Here is a 22,277-nt window from a genome sequence, read left to right as displayed (position 1 = left end):
CCTGAAAATGAAGATCAAGAAAATTCTGGTTGGTGTCGCTGTTCTGTTGGGACTGTTGCTGGGCACAGTGAGTGTTTCGGCGCAGGAGATCGTCCAGTATGTGCATACCGACGCGCTGGGTTCCCCGGTTGCCATCTCTGATGCCAACGGCGCGATCGTCGAGCGCACCGTTTATGAGCCCTATGGTGCGACCGTAGGTGATGCGAAGGGGGATCGCCCGGGATTCACCGGGCATGTGTCGGACTCGGCGACGGGTCTGACGTACATGCAGCAGCGGTACTACGATCCGTTGGTCGGGATATTCCTATCGACAGATCCGGTCGACGTGGGCTTGGACAACGGAGCCCTATTTAATCGATACATGTATTCGGCACTGAACCCCTATACTTTCGTTGATCCAGATGGCCGCTGCACTGGCTCTAGAATCACGAATAGTGACGGTACTTGTAAGAGTACCGGTGGGAACACGACGGCCACTGGGCCGACATCATCTGACTCCGCGATTCCGAGGGCGCCATCCTCTGGCTCATCTCCGAGCGTGGCATCTGGCGGAGAATCAAACTCCAACTGGCAAGAGATAAAGTCGCGTCTTGGCTTGTCGGGAGATTTGACAAAGAATGGAAACATCTTTGACGTCGGTGCCCTTTTTCATGATATCGCGATACCCGCAATGTACTCGCGGGGCGGCGGAGGGCTGGCTTCTGTTCCTGCTGCAATTCCAATGCTTGCTCGATTCAATTTTGCGGTACGAGCAGAGCATGTATTTAGAAGCGCCGCAGGGCATGTGAATCCCACTACGGTTGCTTCACAAATGAGATTTGTTGGTCTTTTCCAGCGTGTCAGCTCAAACCCGGCGAACCTAAGGGTGGATGCGGTTGCCGCGCGGCTAATGACGCAAGATGCAGCCTCTGCCGGTGTCAGTACGTACACTCAGACGATGAGGGGAGGGGCGCAGGTTTGGGTTCATGTGCGGAATGGTGAGATAGTCAACGCAGGCGTTAATGCCGCCGGAAAGGTAAGATGATGATTGATTCTGATGAATTGACTGATGTGGCGAAAACTCTTGCCTGGTACAAGAGTAATTTCTTCGAGGGCTGTGAAGAGAGCTTTGTTGCGGATTTTATGGTTTTTTGTTGGCAGGCGGTTGATCCCGGTCGCGTTGCTTCGCTGGATTTAGATGATGAAACTGTAGATGCATGCGCCGACATGCTCTCTGAGTTGAAGCTCTTTGTTGATGAGAGATGCGGGGAATGGGGGGCGCCTGCTTTCTGGAGGCGCTATATCGATTGGGCGGACTACGCCGCAGATTTTCCGCTTGATGAGTGCAAGCGGTTTATGCGAGAGACTGTTGGTTATCTTGAGCCTTCATTTTTCGTATTTACGACCACCGGCGGCACTGAGATGAGGTCCGAAGCAATGACGATTTTTGCCGAATACTCGCAGTCCCGCAAGGCGCGGGCTGCCTATGTTCGATCGGTAATTGAAAGTCGGCTGACGACTGACTCCTTCTATCAGCGATCCCGTTGATTCTCTCTGTCGCGAGATGCGAGAAACTGCTGCTGCGGTCGTCGTTCGGCTTTGTGGTCAGGGCAAAGCCGATATGTATGCTTCGCGCGGTTGATGTCGCCGGGCATGGCCCGGTCCACAGAGCATCTCGGCGCTTAACGCTAACGCTTAATGCCTTACGGCGTCGCCGGCACCACCTGCTGGCCAATGAAGTTGCGCTTGGCGTCGAAGTCGTACGCGATCTGCAGCTGGCCCACATCCGGGCAGGCGTGGCAGTCGCGCAGCGGCGTGCGGTACAGCAGGCGGACGCCACCGTTCTCCAGCGGCGTGGCCCCGGCCGACTGCGCCGGTGCGAACGGCGTGGCCTGCGGGTGGTCCTTCAGCAGGGCCTGCACGGCGGGGTCGGCACGCAGGGTGTCGTCCAGCTGCACGGCATCCACATCGATGCGCTTGCCGGTGGCGTCGACCAGGCGGGTGCCCTCGTTGGTGTTGGCGCGGAACGGATACTCGACCGTCGCAATGCCCAGGCCTTCGTTCTCGTGCCAGGCCGTCACGTAGGCCAGCTCGCCCCCGGTGGACAGCTGTTCGGCGGCGGTGATCGCATCGGCGCTGGCGCCGCCGGCGCGCATCGCATCGCGCAGGCAATCACGCGTGGCGGCGTTCTCACCCTGGCGGCAGGCGTTGAGGTCGCCATCCCACACCGCGGCCTCGCTCCAGCGCAGCTTGCCGTCGGCGGCGGCCTTCTCTGCGCTGGGCGTGTCACCGGCAGGTGGCTCCTTGCCCGGTTCCGGTGAACGGCCCTGGCAGGCGGTCAGCAGCGCAAGCCCCAGGGCAGGCAGCAACAGGCGGGAACGGCGCATGGCGTGGACCTCGTGCGTTGTCTGGAGGCCCAAGTATCGTCAAGGCCGGGTGAACTCCACGTCGGCGCGGCATACTAGCGGCTCATTGCATACGCTGGAGTGTGGGACGTGGGCAGTCTGCAGGGCAAAACGCTTTTCATCACCGGTGCCTCGCGTGGCATCGGCCTGGCCATCGCACTGCGCGCTGCGCGCGACGGCGCCAACGTGGCCATTGCGGCCAAGTCGTCGGTGCCGAATCCGAAGCTGCCGGGCACCATCCATACCGCGGCCGAAGCGGTGACGGCGGCAGGCGGGCAGGGCCTGGCCCTGAAGTGCGACATCCGCGAGGAGGAGCAGGTACACGCCGCAGTTGCGGCCACGGTCGATACCTTCGGTGGCATCGACATCCTGGTCAACAATGCCAGCGCGATCTGGCTGCGTGGCACGCTGGATACGCCGATGAAGCGCTTCGACCTGATGCAGCAGGTCAATTCGCGCGGCAGCTTCCTGTGCGCGCAGGCCTGCCTGCCGTACCTGCTGCAGGCGCCGAACCCGCACATCCTCACTCTCGCGCCGCCGCCGAGCCTGGAACCGAAGTGGTGGGGCGCGCATACCGGCTACACGCTGGCGAAGATGGGCATGAGCTTCGTCACGCTCGGCCTGGCCGCGGAATTCGGCCCGCAGGGTGTGGCGGTGAACGCGCTGTGGCCGCGCACGGTGATCGCCACCGATGCGATCAACATGATTCCGGGCGTCGATGCGGCCGGCTGCCGCACGCCGCAGATCATGGCCGATGCTGCGCACGCGGTGCTGGTGCGCGAGGCGGCGGGTTTCCACGGCCAGTTCCTGATCGACGATGACGTGCTGGCACAGGCGGGTATCACCGATCTGTCCGGCTATGCGGTGGATCCATCGCGTCCGTTGTTGCCGGATCTGTTCCTGGAATGATCGCGCGTCGCCGGCAGAGGCCGAGGGCTGCGACCTTCGGCCTGCTGCGCTAGAATGCGCGGCTGTAATCGTTTTCAACAAGGACGTGAACCCATGTCACGCACTCTTTCCGTCGCGGCGCTGGCCGCTTCGCTGTCGATTGTCCTGGCTGCCTGCGGCGGCAAGGCACCCGCAACCACTGGCGACGCCGGCCCTTCCAGCACGCCCGACGCCAGCGCGGCGCCGTCCGACGCACAGCAGCAGTTGACCGCCAAGCTCAACGTCTACATCGGCTGCTTCAACACGCTTGATTCGAAGACCCACGGCAGCATCGAGTCCTATACGCGCTGGATCAAGGACGTCGAGGCCGGCCCGAGCGGGCGCGAGACCCAGGTGTACGGTCCGTTCGAGATCAGCGATTACGACATAAAACAGTGCGATGGCCCCGTGACCGAGGCGATGGCTGCCAAGCCGGCGCTGGCTGAGCTCGATGCCGCTGCTGGCCATTACCAGCAGGCGCTGAAGGCACTGGTGCCGCTCAGCAAGGACGCGCACGACTATTACGATCGCCAGGACTACGAAGACGACCAGTTCGCCAAGGGAAAGCAGCTGCACGCGCCCTTGATGGCTGCCTTCAAGGAGTTCGTGACTGCCAGCGAAACGTTCAACGCCGAGCTGGAGCGCCAGAACGACGCCGCCCAGCGCGAGCAGCTCAAGGTATTGGAACAGGCCGAGGGACGCACGCGCGAGTACTACCGTCTGGCAATGATGCTGGAAGCCAAGGCCATCATGGATCTGATGAGTGAGGATGACTTCGATCAGGCCAAGGCGCGCGAGCGCCTGGATGCGTTCAACCGCATTTCCGACGAAGCGCATGCGAAGGTGGCTGATCAGGAGCCGGGCAAGCTGGACTGGAACAGCTTCGAGCGTGAAGCCGAGAACTTCCGTCGCGAAGGCAAGGAGCGGCTGCAGCGCGTCAGCGAGAAAAAGCCTTACAGCGATTTCGAACGACGCATGCTGGATTCGCCCTCGATGGCGCCGCGTGGCTCCGCCAACAAGCTGATGCAGGAATACAACTCGCTGGTTTTCCAGAGCAACCGCCAGTAGCGAAGCTCAACGTTATTTTTGTCGCGATCGAGCAGGATGATTGCGACATGACGCGCCCCGCAGCCCCGAATGCCAGCACCTTCCCGAGGTGCTGGAGCGCGCGCCCGCGCCATGCATGAAGATGCCTGCAGTTTTCACTGGTGCAAGGAACTGATTTGAACGCATCCACACGCCTGATTCCTGTTCTCCTGCTTGGCGCGCTGGCCGGCTGCAACAACCCGGCGGGGCTGGCGGTCGCCGACCCCGGGCTGGGGAAGGTGAACGCCTACATCGAGTGTTACAACGGCGTCGAACAGCCCATCCGCGAGGGTTTCCAGACCTATACGGGCTGGATGAAGGATCCCGAGGCCGGCCCGACCGGCAAGGAAGCGCAGCCGCGTTCACCCGGCAAGCTGTTGTCGCACCGGGTCGACCATTGCGGCCAGCCGCTGACCGATGCGCTGGCAAAGACCCCTGCCACGCCGCTGGATGCACCAGCGCGACAGTACCAGCGGGCATTCCAGGCACTGAACACCCTGATCGAGCGTGCCGATGGGTACTTCACCCGCGAGGACTATCGTCGCGATGGTGGCGAAGGGATGCGCAGCCAGCATACCCCGCTGATGCAGGCCTATGCTGATTTCTTCAAGGCCAGCGAAGCGATGGATGCTGCGCTGGAAAAGAACGAGAACGATCGCCGCGCCGCCCAGCTGAAGCAGATCGAGGAAAGCGAAGGCCGCTCGCTGGCCTATTACCACCTGCGCCTTGTCGGCGATGGCAAGCAGCTGGCGATGGCGTTCCAGAGCGACGCACCGGACGTTGCGGCGTTGCGCGGCCAGCTGGCCGACTATCAGGCGCTGGTGACGGAAATCCAGAACAGTGGTGTCGGCAAGGACGACCCGATGTGGGGTCATGTGCAGCGTTCGGCCGACAAGCTGGTGCGTACCGCCGGTCGCGGTGTCGAGCGTCTGGAGCAGGGCAAGCCGATCACCGCCGATGCGTTGGCCGCCGAGCGCAAGGCGTCGGGCAGCTGGCTCACCACCGATCCTGAGGGCGCGCAGTCGACGATCCTGGATGCCTACAACGACCTGGTGACCACCAGCAACCGCATGCGTTGAGGAGGATCCACGCATGGCGTGGAGCTACCGAGGGTAGTGCCGGGTCACGCCCGGCACGCACCCTGCGGGTTTGGTAGTGCCGGCCGCTGGCCGGCATGTGCCTCAATGGCTGAATGCATCCGGTAGTTCACCCCCGCACTTGCGGCAATGCCGTGCATCCGGCTCGTGGCCTTCCAGCCCGCAGTGCGGGCAGCCACGCGCATCGCGGCGCGCGGCCAGCTCGGCTTCACGCATGGTGCTGGCCAGCTCCGCGGTGTAGATGCCGGTGGGCACGGCGATGATGCTGTAGCCGATCAGGATCAGCACCGACGTGACGAAGCGGCCAAGCACGGTTTGCGGCACGATGTCGCCGAAGCCGACCGTGGCCATGGTCACCACCGCCCAGTACATGCTGGCCGGGATGTTGGTGAAGCCGTGTTCGGGGCCCTCGATCACGTACATCAGCGCGCCGGCGATGATGGTGATGGTGATCACCGTGAACAGGAACACCAGCACCTTGCGCCTGCTGCGCCACAGCGACGTCATCAGCACGCCGCTTTCCTCGATGTAGCGGGTCAGCTTGAGGATGCGGAACACGCGCAGGATGCGCAGCGCGCGTACCACCAGCAGGCTCTGCGCGCCAGGAATGAACATCGACAGGTAGGCGGGCAGGATCGACAGCAGGTCGATGATGCCCCAGATGCTCACCGCGTAACGCAGCGGGCGCTTGACCACGGCCAGCCGCAGCAGGTACTCGGCGGTGAAGATGATCGTGAAAGCCCATTCCAGGATGTACAGGCCGGTGGACCATTCGGCATGCAGGTGCTGCACGCTGTCGATCATCACCACCAGGATGCTGGCGACGATCGCCACCACCAGGATCAGGTCGAAATTGCGCGAGGGCCGCGAGTCGTGGCGGTAGATGATGTCGAACCACCGGCGGCGCCAGCCGGTCTCGGTGGCGGGGTTCAGCTGGGGGGCAGAAAACGGTCGCATGGGCGCATTGTGCCGCAGGGGTTCCGGCGCGAGAATGGGGATTCCTGAACCCTGCCGACTGCCATGACCGCCGCTACCGATCCGCTGATCTCCCTTTCGCACTATTACCTGCCGGTCTACAAGCCCCGCCAGGTGGTACTGGAGCGAGGCCAGGGCGCCCGCGTGTGGGACAGCCAGGGCCGTGAGTTCATCGACCTGGCTGCCGGCATCGCCGTGTGCGGGCTGGGCCACAACGATCCGGACCTGGTGGCCGCACTGGTCGAGCAGGCCGGCAAGCTCTGGCACACCAGCAACGTGTTCTACAGTGCGCCGCCGCTGCACCTGGCCGAGGAGCTGGTGAAGGCCAGCCGCTTCGCCGAGCGCGTGTTCCTGTGCAACTCCGGCGCCGAAGCCAACGAAGTGGCGATCAAGATGGTCCGCAAGTGGGCCTCCAGCCAGGGCCGCCCGGCCGACAAGCGGGTGATCATCACCTTCCGTGGCAGTTTCCACGGCCGCACCCTGGGCGCGGTGACCGCCACTGCCCAGCCGAAGTACCAGGAAGGCTACGAGCCGCTGCCCGGCGGCTTCCGCTACATCGATTTCAACGATGAAGTACAGCTGGAAACCGCGATGGCCGCCGGCGACGTGGCGGCGGTGATGCTGGAGCCGATCCAGGGCGAGGGCGGCGTGATGCCGGCCAAGTCCGGTTTCCTCAAGCGCGTGCGCGAACTGTGCGACCAGCACAACGCACTGCTGGTGCTGGACGAGATCCAGGCCGGCATGGGCCGCACCGGCACGCTGTTCGCGCACTGGCAGGACGACGTGGTGCCGGACATGGTTACCCTGGCCAAGGCACTCGGTGGCGGCTTCCCGATCGGCGCGATGCTGGCCGGCCCGAAGGTGGCCGAGACCATGCAGTTCGGCGCGCACGGCACCACCTTTGGTGGCAACCCGCTGGCTGCTGCGGTGGCCCGCGTGGCGCTGCGCAAGCTGGCCTCGGCGGAGATCGCCGCCAACGTCAGTCGCCAGTCCAAGGCGCTGCGCGATGGCTTCGCCCGCATCAACGACGAGTTCGGTGTGTTCAGCGACGTGCGTGGTCGTGGCCTGATGCTGGGCGCGGTGCTGAGCAAGGACTTCGCCGGCCAGGCCGGTGCGATCCTCGACCACGCCGCCGAGCAGGGCCTACTGACCCTGCAGGCCGGCCCGGACGTGCTGCGCTTCGTGCCGTCGCTGAACATCACCGACGAAGAAGTGGCCGAAGGCCTGAAGCGCCTGCGCGCGGCGATTGCCGCGTTCATCGCCGCGCGCTGAGGCCATCATGCCGGGGTCGGACCCCTCTCCTGCGGAGAGGGCTCTGACCCCGTTGCTGAGGAATGCCCGTAGAGCCGAGCCCATGCTCGGTTCATCGCGATGCCAGGCCACAGCAGCCGAGCATGGGCTCGGCTCTACAGTGGTTCACGCAATCCGGTAGCGCTTCAACACCTTGCCCAATCCCCGGCCATCGCGCACGGTTTCCGCGTGCAGGCCGGCAGCGCGCGCGCCACGCACATTGGCGAACAGGTCATCGACGAACAGCGTGCGCGAAGGTGCCACGCCCAGCGCTTCCAGCGTGCGCAGAAACACCGCCGGCGCCGGTTTGCGCAGGCCGAAATCCGCACTGCAGAACACGCGCGCCTGCAGGGCAGGAAACAGTTCCGGCAGCAGGGTGGGCAATGCCTGCTGCATCAGCGCGCCGTTGTTGGTCAGCACCGCGATTGGCAGTTGCAGGGCCTGCAATCGTTGCAACACGGCCGCCTGAGGATGGCTGGCGGCCCGTCGCGCCGCGGTCCATGCAGCCACATCGACAGTCGTGCCCAGAAGCTCTCCCAGCTGCGCCAGATAGGCCGGGCCATCCAGCGTGCCATTGTCATGCGCTGCTTCCAGGCCGCTGTCGTACAGCGCGGCCTGTACGGCGTGCGTCGGAACCTGCAGTGTCCGGGCCAGATGCAGCACGCGTTGCCCGCGCTGGTACTGCACCAGCACGCCATCCACATCCAGCAGCAACAGGTCGATCCGCATCGGCTGAGCATGCCATTGCGATGAGTGCGCGGGAAACCCTGGAGCTGGCATGCGACAGACGGTCGCAGACGGCGCCGCAGGGGGCTGCCTAGAATGGCGCTTGAATCCGCAGGAGATGCAATGATGAAGGCTTGGAGGGTGGCAGTGGGACTGGGTGCGCTGATGCTGGCGCCGTCGGCGATGGCGCGGGTGTGTGCGGTGAGCATCGACAGCACCGACCAGATGAGCTTCAGCAGCCGCGAGATCAAGGTTGCCGCTGATTGCACCGCCGTGGACCTGACCCTGCGCCATACCGGCAAGCTGGCGGTCACCGCGATGGGCCACAACTGGGTGCTGACCCGCAGCGCTGATTACCAGCCGGTGGCGATGGCGGGCATGCGCATGACCCTGGCTGACAGCTACCTGCCGAAGGCCGACAAGCGCGTGCTGGCGCACACCAAGGTGATCGGCGGCGGCGAGACCACGCGCGTGCGTTTCTCTACCCAGGGCCTGCAGAAAGGTGGCGACTACACCTTCTTCTGTTCGTTCCCCGGCCACTTCGCGATGATGAAGGGCAAGTTCCTCTTCGGTTAGAAAAAAAGGGGACGGAGGGGATTAAGTCGTTTGTGCACAAACGACTTAATCCCCTCCGTCCCCTTTTTGCGATCAGCCCTTGGTGGCCTTGAACGCCACGCGTGCAGCGGCGAGGGTGGCCTCGATCACCGCATCGTCGTGCGCGCTGGACAGGAAACCGGCTTCGTACGCCGACGGCGCCAGGAACACGCCCTGGTCCAGCATCGCATGGAAGAAGCGGTTGAACGCCGGGATGTCACAGGCAGTGGCCTGCGCATAGGTCTCCACCTTCTCGCTGGTGAAGAACAGCCCGAACATCGCGCCCACGCGGGTGGTGGTCACGGCCACGCCGGCTTCGGCGGCGGCCGCTTCCAGGCCGGCACACAGGCGCGCGGTGCGCTCGGCCAGGTCGGCGTGGAAGCCCGGCTGCTGGATCAGTTCCAGCATCGCCAGGCCGGCGGCCATCGCCACCGGGTTGCCGCTCAGCGTACCTGCCTGGTAGATCGGGCCGGCCGGGGCGATCTGCTGCATCAGCTCGCGGCGGCCACCGTAGGCCCCGACCGGCATGCCGCCGCCAATGATCTTGCCGAAGGTGGTCAGGTCCGGGGTGATGCCGTAGTGCGCCTGCGCACCGCCGAGGGCGACGCGGAAGCCGGTCATCACCTCGTCGAAGATCAGCAGTGCGCCATGCTTCGTGCACAGTTCGCGCAGGTGCTGCAGGTAGCCCTCGCGCGGCGGGATGCAGTTGGCGTTGCCGACCACCGGCTCGATGATCAGGCCGGCAATGTCGTCACCCTGCTGCGCGAACAGCGCAGTGGCCGCTTCGAAATCGTTGTAGGGCAGGGTCAGGGTCAGTTCGCTCAGCCCGGCCGGGACGCCCGGCGAGGTCGGCACGCCCAGGGTCAGCATGCCGCTGCCGGCCTTGACCAGGAACGAGTCGCCATGGCCGTGATAGCAGCCTTCGAACTTCACGATGCGGTTGCGGCCGGTCGCACCACGCGCCAGGCGGATCGCCGACAGCGTGGCCTCGGTGCCGGAGTTGACCATGCGCACCATCTCGCACGACGGCACCAGGCGGGTGATGGTCTCGGCCATGGTCACTTCGGCTGCGCACGGCGCGCCGAAGGACAGGCCGTTGTCGATCGCCTTCTTCACCGCCTGGCGCACGGCCGGGTGGTTGTGGCCGACGATCATCGGGCCCCAGGAACCGACGTAGTCGATGTAGCGGTTGCCGTCGACGTCGTACAGGTAGGCGCCGTCGGCGCGCTCGACGAAGAACGGTTCGCCACCGACCGATTTGAACGCGCGTACCGGCGAATTGACGCCGCCCGGCAGCAGTTGCTGGGCGCGGGAGAACAGGGCGTGGGACTGGTCGTGGTTCATGGGGCTTTCCTGGGCGTTACGCGAACTGGGCGAGGTAGGCGCGCTGGGTCGCGACCGGGTCTTCGGCGGCGAACACGCTGCTGACCACGGCGACCAGATCGGCGCCGGCGTCGATGATGGGACCGACATTGTCCGGCGTCAGGCCGCCGATCGCCACCCGCGGCACGCCCAGTGCGGCGCTTTGCCGCAGCAGGCCGGTATGCGCGCGGCTGCTGGTGACCTTGGTCGTGGTGGGGAAGAACGCGCCGAAGGCCACGTAGCTGGCGCCGGCGGCCACGGCCTTCTCTGCATTGGCCAGCTGGTCGTAGCAGGAGGCGCCGATGATGGCCTCGGCACCGAGCAGGGCGCGTGCGCTGGGGATGTCACCGTCGGTGCCGCCTAGGTGCACCCCCGCCGCGCCAACGGCTTTGGCGAGCGCCGGGTCGTCGTTGACGATCAGCGGCACGCCGTGTTCCGCGCACAGCGCCTGCAGGGCGGTGGCCTGCTCCCGCCGCAGCGCGTCACTGGCGGTCTTGTTGCGGTACTGCAGCCAGGTGGCGCCAGCGGCCAGCAGCGGCGCGGTACGGGCCAGCAGGCGTGCGGTATCGGGCTCGTCCGGGGTGATCAGGTAGACGCCGCGGGGCGCCGGGGAAGCAGAAGTCATCGATGGCTACCGGTGAGTGGACCGCGATGGGACAATGGCGGCCCGTGAATCCAGCCCTGATTATCCGATGAGCGATGCCACCCCCACCACCTTGCGCACCTGGATGTGCGTGGTCTGCGGCTTCCTGTACAACGAAGCGGAGGGCCTGCCGGAGGAGGGCATCGCGCCGGGGACGCGCTGGGAGGACATTCCGGAGACCTGGACCTGCCCGGACTGCGGGGTCACCAAGGCCGATTTCGAGATGGTCGAGGTCGATTGATGAGGGTAGGTGTGGACCGTTGGTCCACACACCGACACCCTCAATGCAGCCGCGGCATCGGTCCGCCGAGGTCGATCAGCTTCTCGCGCAGCCACTGCGCATCACTGGCTTCCGGGTTGCGCTTCAGGTACTGCCCCAGGTCGTGGCGGGCACCGGCCAGGTACTCCAGTTGCAGGTAGGCCAGGCCGCGGTCACGCAGCGCATCGTCCTGCTCCGGGGCGAGCTTCAGCAGGCGGTCGGCACTGCGCGCGGCGCGGTCCCATTCGCCGGCTTCGGCATACACGCCGTGCAGGTTGCGCAGCATGCGCATCAGGATCGCGCGCGCCGGCGCCGGGTCCAGAATCTGCGCCAGCACCTGGTCGTCGGGCATCTGCCCGCCCAGGTGTGACTTGGCGCGTTCGCGCAGTTCGTCCACGTCCAGCGGGCGACCACCATTGAACGGGTCCATCACCAGCACGCCGTCGTCCACCGGCAGGCGCACCAGGAAGTGGCCGGGGAAGGACACGCCGTCGAGCGGAATGCCCAGCCGCCGCGCGACTTCCATCTGCACCAGCGCCAGCGAGATCGGGTTGCCCAGCCGGCGCTCGAATACCTGGTTGAGGTAGCTGTTGCGCGGGTCGTAATACTCGTCGTGGTCGCCGCTGTAGCCCAGCTCGTCGAACAGGTGGCGGTTGATCGCCGCCATCTTCAATGGACTGTTGTCGATGCTCTCCACTTCCGAGCGGAGGTGGTCGACGTGGCTCTGGATCAGCGCATCGTAGGTCGACGGCTGCAGATCGGGGTATTCATCGCGCGCGATCAGCAGCGCGGTCGGCAACAGTGGCAGCGCCTCGTCTTCGAGGTCGGCCAGTGCATCCCAGTCGGGGAGTGTGATCCGGTCCTGCATGGCCACAGACTGGCGTCATTCGCAGGCCGTTTCAAGCGGTGCCGCGTGAAAAATGCAGGGGTCAGATCCCTTTCGCACGCGAAAGGGATCTGACCCCTGCAGGGTTGCCGGCCAGCGGCCGGCACTACTGCGGGTGCCGGGCGCAGCCCGGCCGTACCTTACTTTTCGATGCCCGGGCCGAATTTCAGCTCCGTGCCGTCCTTCAACTGCAGCTTCTCGGCCTGGCCGGCGTTGAGTTCCAGCACGTAGCGCGCCGGGCCACCGCTGGGGTAGGGCGGGCACATGTCGCCGGCCGAGCACGGCGGTACGTCGCGCTGCTGGCTGACCAGCCTGCGCTGGCTGTCGAAGTACAGGATGTCCAGCGCGATCCTGGTGTTCTTCATCCAGTACGCCTGCATTTCTTCGCGGTCGTGGATGAACAGCATGCCGTGGTCGGCCGCCATCTGGTCGCGGAACATCAGCCCGCGCGCGCGGGTTTCGTCATTGGTGGCCAGCTCCACCTGGTAGCGGGCGCCATCCAGCTCGACCCAATGGCGGGCCGCGTCGGTGGCACAGCCGGCCAGGGCCAGCAGCGGAAGCATCAGCAGCGAACGCAACAGCGACATCGTCAGGATCCTTCGGAAGGGTCAGAGCACGACCGGCGGCTCGCCGCCGACGATCACCACGTCGGCGCGACGGCGCGCGAACAGGCCCACGCAGACCACGCCCGGCAGTTGGTTGAGCTCGCGCTCCAGCTTTTCCGGATCGGTGATCTGCAGGTTGTGGATGTCCAGGATCTGGTTGCCATTGTCGGTGACCACGCCTTCGCGCCAGGTCGGCTGGCCGCCGGTCATGTCGCGGATCTGGCGGGCGACCAGGCTGCGCGCCATCGGGATCACTTCCACCGGCAGCGGGAACCTGCCCAGCACCGGCACCTGCTTGCTCGGGTCGACGATGCAGATGAAGCGCTCGCTGGCCTCGGCGATGATCTTCTCGCGGGTCAGTGCGGCGCCGCCGCCCTTGATCAGGCACTTGTTCGGATCGCACTCATCGGCGCCGTCCACGTACAGCGACAGGTTGCCGCTGTGGTTCAGCTCGATCACTTCGATGCCGTGCTGCTTCAGGCGCGCGGTGCTCTGCTCGGAGCTGGACACGGCGCCCTTGATGCGGTGCTGGATGCGGGCCAGGGCATCGATGAAATAGGCCACGGTGGAACCGGTGCCGACACCGACGATCATGCCGTCTTCGACGTATTCGATGGCTTTCTCGGCGGCCAGGCGCTTGGCTTCGGACATGGGAGAACTCTCAGGCAGGGAATCAGGATTTCTTTTCCAGCGACAGCAGCAGCTTCCACTGCGCGGCGGTCACCGGGAACACCGACAGGCGGTTGCCCTTGGCAACCAGCGGGAAGCCTTCGCCCAGTTCCTCGGCGTGCAGCTTGATCTCGTCCAGCGCGATCACCTGCTTCAGCTTGCGGTCGAAGGCCACGTCCACCAGCATCCAGCGCGGGTTCTCGCGCGTGCTCTTGGGGTCGTAGTAGTCGGATTTTGGATCGAACTGGGTGTCGTCCGGATAGGCGGTGCTGGCCACCGTGGCCAGGCCGACGATGCCCGGCACCTTGGTATTGGAGTGGTAGAACAGGATGCCGTCGCCCACCTGCATGCCATCGCGCATGAAGTTGCGCGCCTGGTAGTTGCGCACCCCGTTCCAGGGTTCGACCTTGACCTTGGCCAGGTCATCGATGGAGAAGGCGTCCGGTTCGGACTTCATCAGCCAGTAGCGCTTGCGGGCGGTCATGCGTTCACGGGGGCAGCGGAGGGGAACAGGGTGCCGTCTTCGGTGCAGATCGCATCCACCGGCACGTCCCACGACGCCACCGGCAAGGACTCGACCTGCTGCACCGCGAACGCAGCACCGACCAGCCAGGGCGGCGCCGGCCGGTCATGGCGGAAGGCGAAGCTGCGATCATACCAGCCGCCCCCCATGCCCAGCCGCCGGCACTGTGCGTCGAAGCCCACCAGCGGGGCCACCACCAGCGCCATCTGCGCCGGTTCCAGCGTATCGTCCAGCGCTACGTCCGGTTCGGGAATGCCGTAGCGGTTGCTGGTCAGCGCCTGTCCCGGCCGCCACGGCGCGAAGCGCAGCACGTCGCCGGCCAGCACCGGCAGGCAGTAGGTGAGCCCTTCGGGCAGTTGCAGCTGCCAGCGGTGCAGGGCGATTTCGCCATCCAGCGCCCAGTAGCCGGCCACGGCGCCTTCGCGTGGGGCGAACGGCAGGGCGAGCAGGGCATCGGCAAGGGATTCGGCGGCAGCAATGCGCTCACCGGCGGAAAGGTCGCGGCGGCGTTGCCGCAGGTCGTGGCGCAGGGCCTGGCGCGGGTCGGTCATGGCAGCGTGCGGCAAGGATCAGCCGCCATTGTGCCGGAAAGAACAAGGGCGACGCCCGAAGACGCCGCCCTTGCTGGAATATTGCATTCTCCGCAATGTCGATGCATGCGAAACGACCTTGAACCCGGGGGCTCAAGTGGGAACGCTGGAGAACCATCGGGCTTCCCGCTACAAGGCGGACCTGCACTCCCGGCGCTGTCGCGCTCCCGGTGTCGTTCTTAAGGGACAAGGCGAATGTTTGCACATGCCGTCGAGTACCGCAGAGAACGCGTGGCCATTATAGCCAGCGTGCAGGATCTGGATAGGCCGTTCGTCGGCAACAGTCCGTGCCAATTCAGATATGCGAAAAGGGGACGGAGGGGATTAAGACGTTTCCGGCACGGATGGGGCGAATGCGCCTTAATCCCCTCCGTCCCCTTTTTCTAGGGGGTGCCGTCGATCGCGCGGTCGAGGCGCCTGTTCAGGTCGGCCAGCGTCTGCTGCAGGGCCACGGCCTGGCGGGCGTTCTCGTCGCGCAGCAGCTGCAGTTCGTGGGCCAGGTTCAGTGCGGCCAGCACGGCGACGCGGTCGACGGCGGCCATGCGGTTGCTGCCGCGGATTTCGCGCATGCGCGCATCGAGCAGGCGCGCGGCGGCCATCAGGCTGTCGCGTTCATCGCCGCCGACACCCACCGTGTATTCACGATCGAGGATGCGGACACTGACCGGTTCGGCGCTCATGTGTGCTGCTCCAGGGATTTGAGCCGGCTGATCATTGCTTCCACCCGCGAGCGTGCCTGCTCGTTCTTGGCCAGCAGCGTGGAACGCTCGGCCACCAGCTGTTCCTGCTGGTGGCGCAGGCTGCGGTTCTCCTCGGCCAGGCGCTGGTTGCGTTCGAGCAACGCTTCCACGCGGGCGGCGAAGTCCTGCAGCTGGGCAAGGGGATCGGCGGGTTCCATGCGGGCACGATAGGCAAGCCGGGCAAGGGCGGTCAAGCGTTGTCGCAGCAAGGCCTGGCGGCCGCAGAGAGGACGCCGCCGGGTTGCTACACTACGGGGTCTCACGGGCGCGCGCGTGCGCGCCCCGGGTTTCCTTCTCCGAACGAGCCGCACGATGACCGAACTTCCCTCCGTCGACGACGTTACCCGCGCCAGCCAGGAACTGGGCCTGGGCGCTACCGCTGCCGAGCTGCACGGTGCGCTGTGTGGCTGGCTGGCCGCCGGTGGCGCCCCCGGCAACGACTGGCCGGCACGGGTGCTGGCCGACGACAACCTGCCGCCGGTGGCTGCCGACAGCGTGCTGGGGCAGCTGCTGCAGGCGACCATCAAGCAGCTGGAAGACCGCGACTTCGCCTTCGAACTGCTGCTGACAGACGGCGACGACGTGTCCGCGCAGGCCGATGCCATGTTCAGCTGGACCCGCTCGTTCCTGGGTGGTTTCGGCCTGGGCAGCGGCGGCCGCCGCCCGACCTTGTCCGAAGAGGGTGAAGAAGCGCTGACCGACATGGCCAGCCTGGCACGCGCCTCCAGCGAGGATTTCGAAGCGGGTGGCGATGATGACGACGAAGCCCTGTCGGAGATCGAGGAGTTCATCCGCGTGGCGGTACTGCTGCTGCACGGTGACGTGGTGCTGGCCTCGCGCCATCGGCAGCGCCTGAACTGATGGACATCAAGCAGCGCACCGGCATCGCGGCCGGCGAATACAAGCGTCGGCGCCGCCAGCTGATGGACATGGCCGGCGAGGACGCGATCCTGGTGCTGCCGGCCGCGGCCGAGAAGGTGCGCAGCCTCGATACCCATTTCCCGTTCCGCCAGGACTCGGACTTCCGGTACCTGAGCGGTTTCCCGGAGCCGGAGGCGGTATTGGTGCTGATCCCGGGCCGGCGCCACGGCGAGGCCATCCTGTTCTGCCGCGAACGTGATGCCGAGCGCGAAGCCTGGGACGGTAGCCGTGCCGGCCAGGAAGGCGCGGTGGCGCAGTACGGCATGGACGATGCGTACCCGATCGATGATCTGGACGACATCCTGCCGGGCCTGTTGGAAGGCCGTTCGCGCGTCTACTACCACTTCGGTCGCGACGCCGATTTCGACCTGAAGCTGATCGGCTGGGTCAACCGCGTGCGTTCGCAGGTGCGCCACGGCGCGCAGCCGCCGCATGAATTCCTTGAACTGGGCCATCTGCTGCACGAGCAGCGCCTGTTCAAGTCCGGCGCGGAAGTGGCGCTGATGCACCACGCTGCGCAGATCAGCGTGCGTGCGCATCTGGCGGCGATGAAGGCTGCCAGGGCCGGCATCCACGAATACGAGCTGCAGGCCGAGCTGGAACGCGTGTTCCGCGCCAGCGATGCGGTGCCGGCGTATTGCAGCATCGTCGGTGCGGGCCGCAACGGTTGCATCCTGCATTACCGGGACAACAACGCGCGTTCGCGCGACGGCGAGCTGGTGCTGATCGACGCCGGTGCCGAGTACCGTGGCTACGCCAGCGACATCACCCGCACGTTCCCGGTGAATGGCCGCTTCAGCGCCGAGCAGCGTGCACTGCACGACCTGGTCGGCGATGCGCAGGCCGCAGCGCTGGCCCAGGCCAGGCCGGGCGTGCCGTACGAGGCCGGTCACCTGGCCGCGGTGCAGACCCTGACCGAGGGCCTGCTGCGGCTGGGCCTGCTGAAGGGGACGCTGGAAAAGAACCTGTCCGAAGGCCTGTACCAGCGTTTCTACCGGCACAAGACCGGGCACTGGATCGGGCTGGACGTGCACGATGTGGGCGATTACCGCCTGGCGGGCGATTCGCGGCTGCTGGAGCCGGGCATGGCATTCACCATCGAGCCGGGGCTGTACATCGGCGTGGACGATACGACGGTGGAACCGCGCTGGCGCGGCATCGGCATCCGTACCGAGGATGATGTGCTGATCACCGACGACGGTCATCGCGTGCTGACCGAAGGTCTGGCGCGCAGCGCCGACGAGATTGAAGCGGTGATGGCGGGGTAAGGGGTGTTCTGCAGGGCTTGCAGCCCTGCACCCGCAGAGGCAACAGCAAGAGCAACAGCAAGAGCAACAGCAACAGCAACAGCAACAGCAACAGCAACAGCGCGCATTCCGTGGGATGGCGGGGCACTGTGGGTGTGCGGGGACGCCGTGAACCCATCCATGGGGGCTTGGTCGCGGCATCCATGCCGCTCACACCCCGCAAACCCACAGTACCCCGCCTTCGACAGGTTCACGCGGCTGTTGGCAACCGCGGTTATTGGCACGCGCGGCTGTTGGTAGGTGTCGACCTTGGTCGACACGGAGCGAGCGCAGCGAGCGACCCGCTTCTGCTTTTCTTTCTTCTTTTTCCGTGGTTGGACGCAGCAGGAAACTGTCAAAGGACGGGCGGGGTGGGTTTGCAGGACCGTTGGCGCCATGGATGGCGCCATCGAGCCCCCATGGATGGGTTTACGGCGTGTCCTGCAAACCCACCCCGCCCGGCCAAGCGCGGCCTTTGATATCAGCGCCCAACCACGAGGGGCTCAGCCGTTCGCCGCCGCAAACGCCGGCCGCGTCAGGTTGTCCGCCTCGCCCTCGGTGCACAGCACTTCGTCTTCAATGCGGATGCCACCATACGGACGGAAGAAATCCACGCGGTCCCAGTTGATCGCATCACCATGGCCGGCATCCTTCACTTCGTTCAACAGCATGTCGATGAAGTACAGGCCCGGTTCAATGGTCACCACCATGCCCGGTTCCAGTACGCGGGTCAGGCGCAGGTACGGGTGGCCCGCCGGGCGCTCGATGCGGCCGCCCTCGTCGCTGGCCGCGAAACCGGCCACGTCGTGGACCTGCAGGCCGATCAGGTGGCCGATGCCATGCGGGAAGAACGCGGCGCTGACGCCGGTCTCCAGCGCGGTCTGCGGCGAGACCTTGATCACGCCGAAGTCCTTCAGCACGCCCATCAGCGAAAGATGTGCGTCCACGTGCAGCTGCCTGTAGTCGAAGCCCGGGCGCACCGCTGCGCACATCTGCTGCTGGGCGGCGTCGACGGCAGCAATCATCGCAGCGAATTCGTCGTGGCCCTGCGCGGCGTAGGTACGGGTGATGTCGCTGGCGTAGCCGTGCGCGCTGGCGCCTGCATCGATCAGGAAGCTGCGCAGCGGCTGCGGCGCCTTGCGGCCCAGCTCGGTGTAATGCAGCACGGCGGCATGTTCATTGAGCGCCACGATGTTGCCGTAGGGCAGCTCGTTGGCATCCTGGCCCACTGCCTGGCAGTACGCCATGTGGATGCTGAATTCGTCGGCGCCGTTGCGGAACGCGGCTTCGGCGGCGCGGTGGCCGCGCACGCCCGGCACCTGCGCCTGGCGCATCAGCGCGATCTCATACGGCGTCTTGCTGCCGCGGTACCATTCCAGGTAGTTCACCACCGGTGCCGGGTTGTTCGGCACGTAGCTGCCCAGCGCGCTCTGCGGCTCGCCGAGGATCGCGCAGCGCGACGGGTCGGCCGGCAGCAGGGCCAGCGCCTCTTCGGGCTTGCGGATGATGTGGATGTCGAAGTGCTCCACCCACCAGCCACTCGGTGCGTCCGGTACCACGTGCCAGTAATCGAAGGGCTGGTGGAAAATCACCGCCGGGCGCTTGCCCGGGGTGAACACGATCCAGCTGTTGGGCACCCGGGTCAGCGGCAGCCAGGCCTTGAACTGCGGATTGACCGCGTACGGGTAGTCGCGATCGTCGAACACCTGGTAGTGCAGGGTGCCGCTGGGCACGACCAGATGGTCGAAGCCGCCGCGGGCCAACGCCTGTTCGGCACGTCGGCACAGCACGGCCAGGTGGTCGGGGTACAGGGCGCCGGGGTCTTGCTGGATCATTGCGGTGGCTCGACACGGAAAACGGCCCTAGATTCTGCCGCATACCGGGAAAAACCGCTGTGCTGGAACCGGCACTCAGGCCGTCGAAACCGGTGCCTCGTCGCTGTCTTCGCCTATCCACTGGCGCAGCAGCTGCCGATGTTCGCGTGACAGGGTGAGGAAGCGGAAGCCGGTCCAGCTCTGGCCGGGCACATGCGCCGGCTCGCTCCACAGCAGGTGCACGCCCACGTCAATGGCCTCGTGGCGGCCGTCACCGATCGGCAACGGGAAGCGGAACTGGTACAGCGCGTCCTCGCGCAGCGGGGTGCTGGCCAGCATCAACATGCCAGTCTCGGAGACATTGCCGAGCCGGCCCACCACGCATTCGCGCATCTGGTCGGTGACCGGTACCAGGTCCGAGACCTGGCGACGCGGCGCGCGGCGGGTGTCCTGCGGCGGTTGCACGTTCAAACGGACGCCTCCCTGTAACGGCCGCCGGCCAGCGCACGCAGCGCACCGAGGCTGGCCTGCCATGCGCGATCGACCAGCCGCCCTTTGTCTTCGGTGACCAGCTGCGCGCGTCCGGCGCTGAGCTGCCGGGCCAGCGTATCAAGGTCGGTATCGGCGATCTTCTGCCCGCGCGGATTGACGAACAGGGCGTGGCCGGTCAGCAGGCTGTACCAGGACAGGCGCTGGCGGCGCAGGGTGCCGTCACCGTTGTCGATGTCGAACCAGCTGCCAAAGGGCAGGGTCACGAGCTGCTGGTAGGCCGCCTCTTCGGCGCTGCTGCGCGGCGTGCGCGGGGCGTCGGCGCTGCCGCTGGCAGCATGTTCGCCCAGTCGTGCACGTGCCTTCAGGCGCGCACTGAGCTCGGTGCGCGAGGTGCTTTCATCCTCGCCTCCTGGCGTGGCCAGGCGGCGCGCAACGGCGGCGGCTTCCTCGGCGTGATAGCCGACCTGCACGAGCGCCGATTCCACCTCGTTGGCCAGCACTGCATCGGTGCCACCGTTGGCATCGACGGCCTGCGCGGTCACCGCGGCGATGCGCTCGGTCTGTAGCAGGCGTTCCTGCCACTGCGGCGAATCTTCGCCATGGCGCAGGCGGGTGAGGGTGAGTGCATCGGCCCAGGCCTGGCGCAGCAGGGTCTGCACGAAGCGCGGCGGCGCCTGTGTGTCGCAGCACTGGTCGATCTGCGCATTGGCCTGGCGACGCGCCAGTTCCAGCCGTTCCTTGCCACGCGCGGCCTCGACGTGGCGGCGCTCGGCCAGTTCAGCACGATGGGCCGCCGCGCGCTGATGCTGCTGCACGTCCTCGTTGGCGGTGGCGAAGGCCTCGGGCGAGCGTGCATCCTGGCCGAGCAGACCCTGCACGCTCTGCGCCATGCGCTGCAGCAGCTGGGGATCCACATCATCGTCGCCCAGCCAGTTGGCGCCGACTTCGGCAATCTGGTTGAGCAGTTCGCGTGCAGGGTGTTCATCGCGCACGAAGAAGCCGGGGTCGGCCATCGCCGCACGCGCCAGTGGTACCTGCAGGCGCGCCAGCAGGGCGGCCGGCACCGGGTCGGGGCGCTGCTGTTGCTGCACCTGCTGCATCAGCAGGCGCAGCAGGTCGAGGTTGTCGCGGTCGTGGCTGCCCAGCTGGGCCTGCGCGCCGTGCTCGCTGCGCAGCTGGGCGACCACCGCAGCCTGCAGGTCGGCGACGCCGGTGGCCGCGCTGGACTGGGCCTGCAGTCGCGCGAGGACCGCATCGACGGCCGCACTGGGCACGGCAGCGGTGTCCGCAGGAGGGGCAGTGGCATGGCGGGCCTGCTGCAGCAATTCATGCAGCGCACTGCCGGTGGACGTGGTCACGCCAGCGGTGGCTGCGCCCGGCGTACCCGCGTCGTTGAATGCGTCCTGCACCAGGTTCGACCAGGAACCGGCCGGAGCGGAGCCGTTCCAGCCGGTCAACGGCGCGGCGGAACGCTTGGCAGGCTGGGTTGTGCGGCCGCCGCCCACCGACTGGGTGATGATCCGCCGGGTGCTCGACGAGCGTGCCAGGTACGGGGTGTAGACCAGGCCCGGCAGCACGCCATGCTGGGCCAGCAGCGCATTGGCGCGGTCCAGCACATCGCCCAGGCGTTCCAGCACCTGCCGTTCGAAGCTGCGGTACAGCGCAAGCTGCACCTCCACGCCAAGGGCGTCCTGTTCGGCGATCCGGCGCACCATCGCGCACAGGGCCTGCGGTGCCAGTGGCAGGGTGTCGGCCTCGAACGCCGGCGCCGCCGCGAGCACGCCCAGGCGCTGTCCCAGCAGGTTCAACGTATTGGTTGAACGCAGGGTCTCGCGCCGGATCATTTCGGTCAGCAGCAGGTCGCGATCCACCTCGTGCTCATCGACCAGCGACAGGCCGAGCGCGCCCGGTAGCGGCGGCGGCGAAGCAGGGGCCGCAGCGACGGTGGACGGCTCGCGCAGGCCCGCCAGCGCTTCGGCCACGGCATCGAGCATGCGGTCGGCGAAATGGCCGGCGAAGGCGTGCAGCTGGCCACGCTGGGCCATCAGGTCCGCCTGCTGCATCGGATTGCGTGCACGGTCGGCGTCGTGCAGCAGCGTCTGCTCCAGCGCTTCGACGGTCAGGATCAGGGGCGCGGCCAGCGTTTGCCGGCACAGGCCGATCAACGCACCCAGCAGTTCACGCACCCGCGATGGCAGGTCGCTGGCGGCCAGGCGTGCTTTGTCGGCAGAGGTGATGGAAAAGACAGCTGACATCGGCGAGCGGTACCCGGATTCCCGCGGATCGATCCTGTGAATCTACCGTGTCGGCCGCAGTCGGCGCTACTTTAGGCTGAACGTGTCTCACGTTCATCGGGCAGGGCCGACGGATGAACGGTAGTGCCTGCCGCTGGCCGGCAGCGCTGTCTT

The 22,277-nt window shown here is 66.3% G+C and carries 25 protein-coding genes and 1 other RNA gene; 10 read left to right on the top strand and 16 right to left on the bottom strand.

Going from position 1 to position 22,277, the window contains the following annotated elements; translation table 11 throughout:
* Positions 1 to 7 precede the first annotated feature (7 nt).
* Positions 8 to 1,024 carry an RHS repeat-associated core domain-containing protein gene (locus AC5P6H_RS01095; protein WP_080053011.1) on the top strand — a complete coding sequence of 339 codons (1,017 nt, stop codon included), beginning with the start codon at positions 8 to 10 and terminating at the stop codon, positions 1,022 to 1,024.
* Positions 1,021 to 1,527, top strand: a complete 507-nt coding sequence (locus tag AC5P6H_RS01090) for a hypothetical protein (RefSeq protein ID WP_041863781.1) — start codon at positions 1,021 to 1,023, stop codon at positions 1,525 to 1,527. Before AC5P6H_RS01095 ends, AC5P6H_RS01090 begins: the two co-directional genes overlap by 4 nt.
* A gap of 155 nt (positions 1,528 to 1,682) precedes the next feature.
* On the opposite strand, the gene AC5P6H_RS01085 is transcribed toward AC5P6H_RS01090, so the two are convergent.
* Positions 1,683 to 2,366 (bottom strand): hypothetical protein, encoded by a 684-nt coding sequence (locus tag AC5P6H_RS01085; protein ID WP_197575046.1) that lies wholly within the window; start codon positions 2,364 to 2,366, stop codon positions 1,683 to 1,685.
* A 108-nt stretch (positions 2,367 to 2,474) separates the two neighbouring features.
* Here AC5P6H_RS01085 and AC5P6H_RS01080 point away from each other — a divergent pair, with 108 nt between their 5' ends.
* The 3 genes from AC5P6H_RS01080 to AC5P6H_RS01070 all read left to right on the top strand — a co-directional run bounded on the left by AC5P6H_RS01080 (position 2,475) and on the right by AC5P6H_RS01070 (position 5,476).
* The gene (locus tag AC5P6H_RS01080; protein ID WP_014648303.1) at positions 2,475 to 3,293 is read left to right on the top strand and encodes an SDR family oxidoreductase; all 819 of its coding nucleotides are present in this window, start codon (positions 2,475 to 2,477) and stop codon (positions 3,291 to 3,293) included.
* A 93-nt stretch (positions 3,294 to 3,386) separates the two neighbouring features.
* A complete protein-coding gene (locus AC5P6H_RS01075; protein ID WP_495202239.1) occupies positions 3,387 to 4,379 on the top strand; it encodes a YiiG family protein in 993 nt (330 codons plus the stop codon).
* Positions 4,380 to 4,534: 155 nt separating this feature from the next.
* Positions 4,535 to 5,476, top strand: coding sequence for a YiiG family protein (locus AC5P6H_RS01070; protein WP_046432346.1), 942 nt, complete (start codon positions 4,535 to 4,537; stop codon positions 5,474 to 5,476).
* 102 nt (positions 5,477 to 5,578) lie between these two features.
* On the opposite strand, the gene AC5P6H_RS01065 is transcribed toward AC5P6H_RS01070, so the two are convergent.
* Entirely contained in the window at positions 5,579 to 6,451 is an 873-nt protein-coding gene (locus AC5P6H_RS01065) for an ion transporter (RefSeq protein ID WP_014648300.1), read from the bottom strand.
* 63 nt (positions 6,452 to 6,514) lie between these two features.
* On the opposite strand from AC5P6H_RS01065, the gene AC5P6H_RS01060 reads away from it, so the two are divergent.
* Positions 6,515 to 7,741 (top strand): acetylornithine transaminase, encoded by a 1,227-nt coding sequence (locus tag AC5P6H_RS01060; RefSeq protein ID WP_049440495.1) that lies wholly within the window; start codon positions 6,515 to 6,517, stop codon positions 7,739 to 7,741.
* Between the two features lie 144 nt (positions 7,742 to 7,885).
* On the opposite strand, the gene AC5P6H_RS01055 is transcribed toward AC5P6H_RS01060, so the two are convergent.
* The gene (locus AC5P6H_RS01055; protein ID WP_014648298.1) at positions 7,886 to 8,488 is read right to left on the bottom strand and encodes an HAD-IA family hydrolase; all 603 of its coding nucleotides are present in this window, start codon (positions 8,486 to 8,488) and stop codon (positions 7,886 to 7,888) included.
* Positions 8,489 to 8,611: 123 nt separating this feature from the next.
* Between AC5P6H_RS01055 and azu the strand changes: the two genes are divergently transcribed.
* Complete coding sequence (gene azu, locus AC5P6H_RS01050) at positions 8,612 to 9,061, top strand: azurin (RefSeq protein WP_032956045.1); 450 nt, start codon at positions 8,612 to 8,614, stop codon at positions 9,059 to 9,061.
* 72 nt (positions 9,062 to 9,133) lie between these two features.
* On the opposite strand, the gene hemL is transcribed toward azu, so the two are convergent.
* Both hemL and thiE read right to left on the bottom strand, forming a co-directional pair.
* Positions 9,134 to 10,423, bottom strand: coding sequence for a glutamate-1-semialdehyde 2,1-aminomutase (hemL, locus tag AC5P6H_RS01045; protein WP_049407023.1), 1,290 nt, complete (start codon positions 10,421 to 10,423; stop codon positions 9,134 to 9,136).
* Between the two features lie 16 nt (positions 10,424 to 10,439).
* Entirely contained in the window at positions 10,440 to 11,066 is a 627-nt protein-coding gene (gene thiE, locus AC5P6H_RS01040) for a thiamine phosphate synthase (protein WP_126411326.1), read from the bottom strand.
* A 34-nt stretch (positions 11,067 to 11,100) separates the two neighbouring features.
* Here thiE and AC5P6H_RS01035 point away from each other — a divergent pair, with 34 nt between their 5' ends.
* A complete protein-coding gene (locus AC5P6H_RS01035) occupies positions 11,101 to 11,325 on the top strand; it encodes a rubredoxin (RefSeq protein WP_075076014.1) in 225 nt (74 codons plus the stop codon).
* A gap of 40 nt (positions 11,326 to 11,365) precedes the next feature.
* Here AC5P6H_RS01035 and AC5P6H_RS01030 read toward each other — a convergent pair whose 3' ends face one another.
* The 8 genes from AC5P6H_RS01030 to AC5P6H_RS00995 form a co-directional block, all read right to left on the bottom strand.
* Positions 11,366 to 12,211, bottom strand: coding sequence for a SirB1 family protein (locus AC5P6H_RS01030; RefSeq protein WP_024957828.1), 846 nt, complete (start codon positions 12,209 to 12,211; stop codon positions 11,366 to 11,368).
* Between the two features lie 158 nt (positions 12,212 to 12,369).
* Positions 12,370 to 12,816: a DUF192 domain-containing protein gene (locus AC5P6H_RS01025; protein WP_014648292.1), complete on the bottom strand. Its 447-nt coding sequence runs from the start codon at positions 12,814 to 12,816 to the stop codon at positions 12,370 to 12,372.
* A 21-nt stretch (positions 12,817 to 12,837) separates the two neighbouring features.
* Positions 12,838 to 13,485, bottom strand: coding sequence for a ribose-5-phosphate isomerase RpiA (gene rpiA, locus AC5P6H_RS01020; RefSeq protein ID WP_014648291.1), 648 nt, complete (start codon positions 13,483 to 13,485; stop codon positions 12,838 to 12,840).
* A 22-nt stretch (positions 13,486 to 13,507) separates the two neighbouring features.
* Positions 13,508 to 13,987, bottom strand: coding sequence for an EVE domain-containing protein (locus AC5P6H_RS01015; protein WP_014648290.1), 480 nt, complete (start codon positions 13,985 to 13,987; stop codon positions 13,508 to 13,510).
* Positions 13,984 to 14,577: a 5-formyltetrahydrofolate cyclo-ligase gene (locus tag AC5P6H_RS01010; RefSeq protein WP_049440492.1), complete on the bottom strand. Its 594-nt coding sequence runs from the start codon at positions 14,575 to 14,577 to the stop codon at positions 13,984 to 13,986. Before AC5P6H_RS01010 ends, AC5P6H_RS01015 begins: the two co-directional genes overlap by 4 nt.
* 83 nt (positions 14,578 to 14,660) lie before the next feature.
* Positions 14,661 to 14,846, bottom strand: a non-coding RNA gene (gene ssrS, locus AC5P6H_RS01005) — 6S RNA.
* A 153-nt stretch (positions 14,847 to 14,999) separates the two neighbouring features.
* Positions 15,000 to 15,296 carry a cell division protein ZapA gene (locus AC5P6H_RS01000; protein ID WP_005410899.1) on the bottom strand — a complete coding sequence of 99 codons (297 nt, stop codon included), beginning with the start codon at positions 15,294 to 15,296 and terminating at the stop codon, positions 15,000 to 15,002.
* Positions 15,293 to 15,514 (bottom strand): TIGR02449 family protein, encoded by a 222-nt coding sequence (locus AC5P6H_RS00995; protein WP_005410898.1) that lies wholly within the window; start codon positions 15,512 to 15,514, stop codon positions 15,293 to 15,295. Before AC5P6H_RS00995 ends, AC5P6H_RS01000 begins: the two co-directional genes overlap by 4 nt.
* A 154-nt stretch (positions 15,515 to 15,668) precedes the next feature.
* Here AC5P6H_RS00995 and AC5P6H_RS00990 point away from each other — a divergent pair, with 154 nt between their 5' ends.
* Together AC5P6H_RS00990 and AC5P6H_RS00985 are read left to right on the top strand one after the other, a co-directional pair.
* Entirely contained in the window at positions 15,669 to 16,217 is a 549-nt protein-coding gene (locus AC5P6H_RS00990; protein WP_014648288.1) for a YecA/YgfB family protein, read from the top strand.
* A gap of 5 nt (positions 16,218 to 16,222) precedes the next feature.
* Positions 16,223 to 17,545, top strand: coding sequence for an aminopeptidase P N-terminal domain-containing protein (locus AC5P6H_RS00985; protein WP_495202347.1), 1,323 nt, complete (start codon positions 16,223 to 16,225; stop codon positions 17,543 to 17,545).
* Positions 17,546 to 18,066: 521 nt separating this feature from the next.
* Here AC5P6H_RS00985 and pepQ read toward each other — a convergent pair.
* From pepQ to AC5P6H_RS00970, 3 genes are all read right to left on the bottom strand, one after another.
* On the bottom strand, positions 18,067 to 19,398 hold the full coding sequence (pepQ, locus tag AC5P6H_RS00980) for a Xaa-Pro dipeptidase (protein ID WP_126411323.1): 1,332 nt from the start codon (positions 19,396 to 19,398) through the stop codon (positions 18,067 to 18,069).
* Positions 19,399 to 19,473: 75 nt separating this feature from the next.
* Positions 19,474 to 19,848: a PilZ domain-containing protein gene (locus AC5P6H_RS00975; RefSeq protein ID WP_014648285.1), complete on the bottom strand. Its 375-nt coding sequence runs from the start codon at positions 19,846 to 19,848 to the stop codon at positions 19,474 to 19,476.
* Positions 19,845 to 22,124, bottom strand: a complete 2,280-nt coding sequence (locus tag AC5P6H_RS00970; RefSeq protein ID WP_126411322.1) for a DUF1631 family protein — start codon at positions 22,122 to 22,124, stop codon at positions 19,845 to 19,847. Before AC5P6H_RS00970 ends, AC5P6H_RS00975 begins: the two co-directional genes overlap by 4 nt.
* Positions 22,125 to 22,277 lie beyond the last annotated feature (153 nt).

The organism is Stenotrophomonas sp. YJH_SMC_110 (genome assembly GCF_059369255.1).
This window is presented reverse-complemented; position numbering and strand designations above follow the sequence as displayed.

Excerpts from the sequence above, each read along its gene's own strand:
- AC5P6H_RS01055 (WP_014648298.1), bottom strand. The coding sequence starts at position 8,488 with ATGCGGATCGACCTGTTGCTGCTGGATGTGGATGGCGTGCTGGTGCAG.
- AC5P6H_RS01090 (WP_041863781.1), top strand. The coding sequence starts at position 1,021 with ATGATGATTGATTCTGATGAATTGACTGATGTGGCGAAAACTCTTGCC.
- AC5P6H_RS01065 (WP_014648300.1), bottom strand. The coding sequence starts at position 6,451 with ATGCGACCGTTTTCTGCCCCCCAGCTGAACCCCGCCACCGAGACCGGC.
- rpiA (WP_014648291.1), bottom strand. The coding sequence starts at position 13,485 with ATGTCCGAAGCCAAGCGCCTGGCCGCCGAGAAAGCCATCGAATACGTC.
- AC5P6H_RS01030 (WP_024957828.1), bottom strand. The coding sequence starts at position 12,211 with ATGCAGGACCGGATCACACTCCCCGACTGGGATGCACTGGCCGACCTC.
- hemL (WP_049407023.1), bottom strand. The coding sequence starts at position 10,423 with ATGAACCACGACCAGTCCCACGCCCTGTTCTCCCGCGCCCAGCAACTG.
- AC5P6H_RS01085 (WP_197575046.1), bottom strand. The coding sequence starts at position 2,366 with ATGCGCCGTTCCCGCCTGTTGCTGCCTGCCCTGGGGCTTGCGCTGCTG.
- AC5P6H_RS00990 (WP_014648288.1), top strand. The coding sequence starts at position 15,669 with ATGACCGAACTTCCCTCCGTCGACGACGTTACCCGCGCCAGCCAGGAA.
- azu (WP_032956045.1), top strand. The coding sequence starts at position 8,612 with ATGAAGGCTTGGAGGGTGGCAGTGGGACTGGGTGCGCTGATGCTGGCG.
- AC5P6H_RS01035 (WP_075076014.1), top strand. The coding sequence starts at position 11,101 with ATGGCGGCCCGTGAATCCAGCCCTGATTATCCGATGAGCGATGCCACC.
- AC5P6H_RS01010 (WP_049440492.1), bottom strand. The coding sequence starts at position 14,577 with ATGACCGACCCGCGCCAGGCCCTGCGCCACGACCTGCGGCAACGCCGC.
- AC5P6H_RS01060 (WP_049440495.1), top strand. The coding sequence starts at position 6,515 with ATGACCGCCGCTACCGATCCGCTGATCTCCCTTTCGCACTATTACCTG.
- thiE (WP_126411326.1), bottom strand. The coding sequence starts at position 11,066 with ATGACTTCTGCTTCCCCGGCGCCCCGCGGCGTCTACCTGATCACCCCG.
- AC5P6H_RS01095 (WP_080053011.1), top strand. The coding sequence starts at position 8 with ATGAAGATCAAGAAAATTCTGGTTGGTGTCGCTGTTCTGTTGGGACTG.
- AC5P6H_RS00970 (WP_126411322.1), bottom strand. The coding sequence starts at position 22,124 with ATGTCAGCTGTCTTTTCCATCACCTCTGCCGACAAAGCACGCCTGGCC.
- AC5P6H_RS01000 (WP_005410899.1), bottom strand. The coding sequence starts at position 15,296 with ATGAGCGCCGAACCGGTCAGTGTCCGCATCCTCGATCGTGAATACACG.
- pepQ (WP_126411323.1), bottom strand. The coding sequence starts at position 19,398 with ATGATCCAGCAAGACCCCGGCGCCCTGTACCCCGACCACCTGGCCGTG.
- AC5P6H_RS01015 (WP_014648290.1), bottom strand. The coding sequence starts at position 13,987 with ATGACCGCCCGCAAGCGCTACTGGCTGATGAAGTCCGAACCGGACGCC.
- AC5P6H_RS00995 (WP_005410898.1), bottom strand. The coding sequence starts at position 15,514 with ATGGAACCCGCCGATCCCCTTGCCCAGCTGCAGGACTTCGCCGCCCGC.
- AC5P6H_RS01025 (WP_014648292.1), bottom strand. The coding sequence starts at position 12,816 with ATGTCGCTGTTGCGTTCGCTGCTGATGCTTCCGCTGCTGGCCCTGGCC.
- AC5P6H_RS01075 (WP_495202239.1), top strand. The coding sequence starts at position 3,387 with ATGTCACGCACTCTTTCCGTCGCGGCGCTGGCCGCTTCGCTGTCGATT.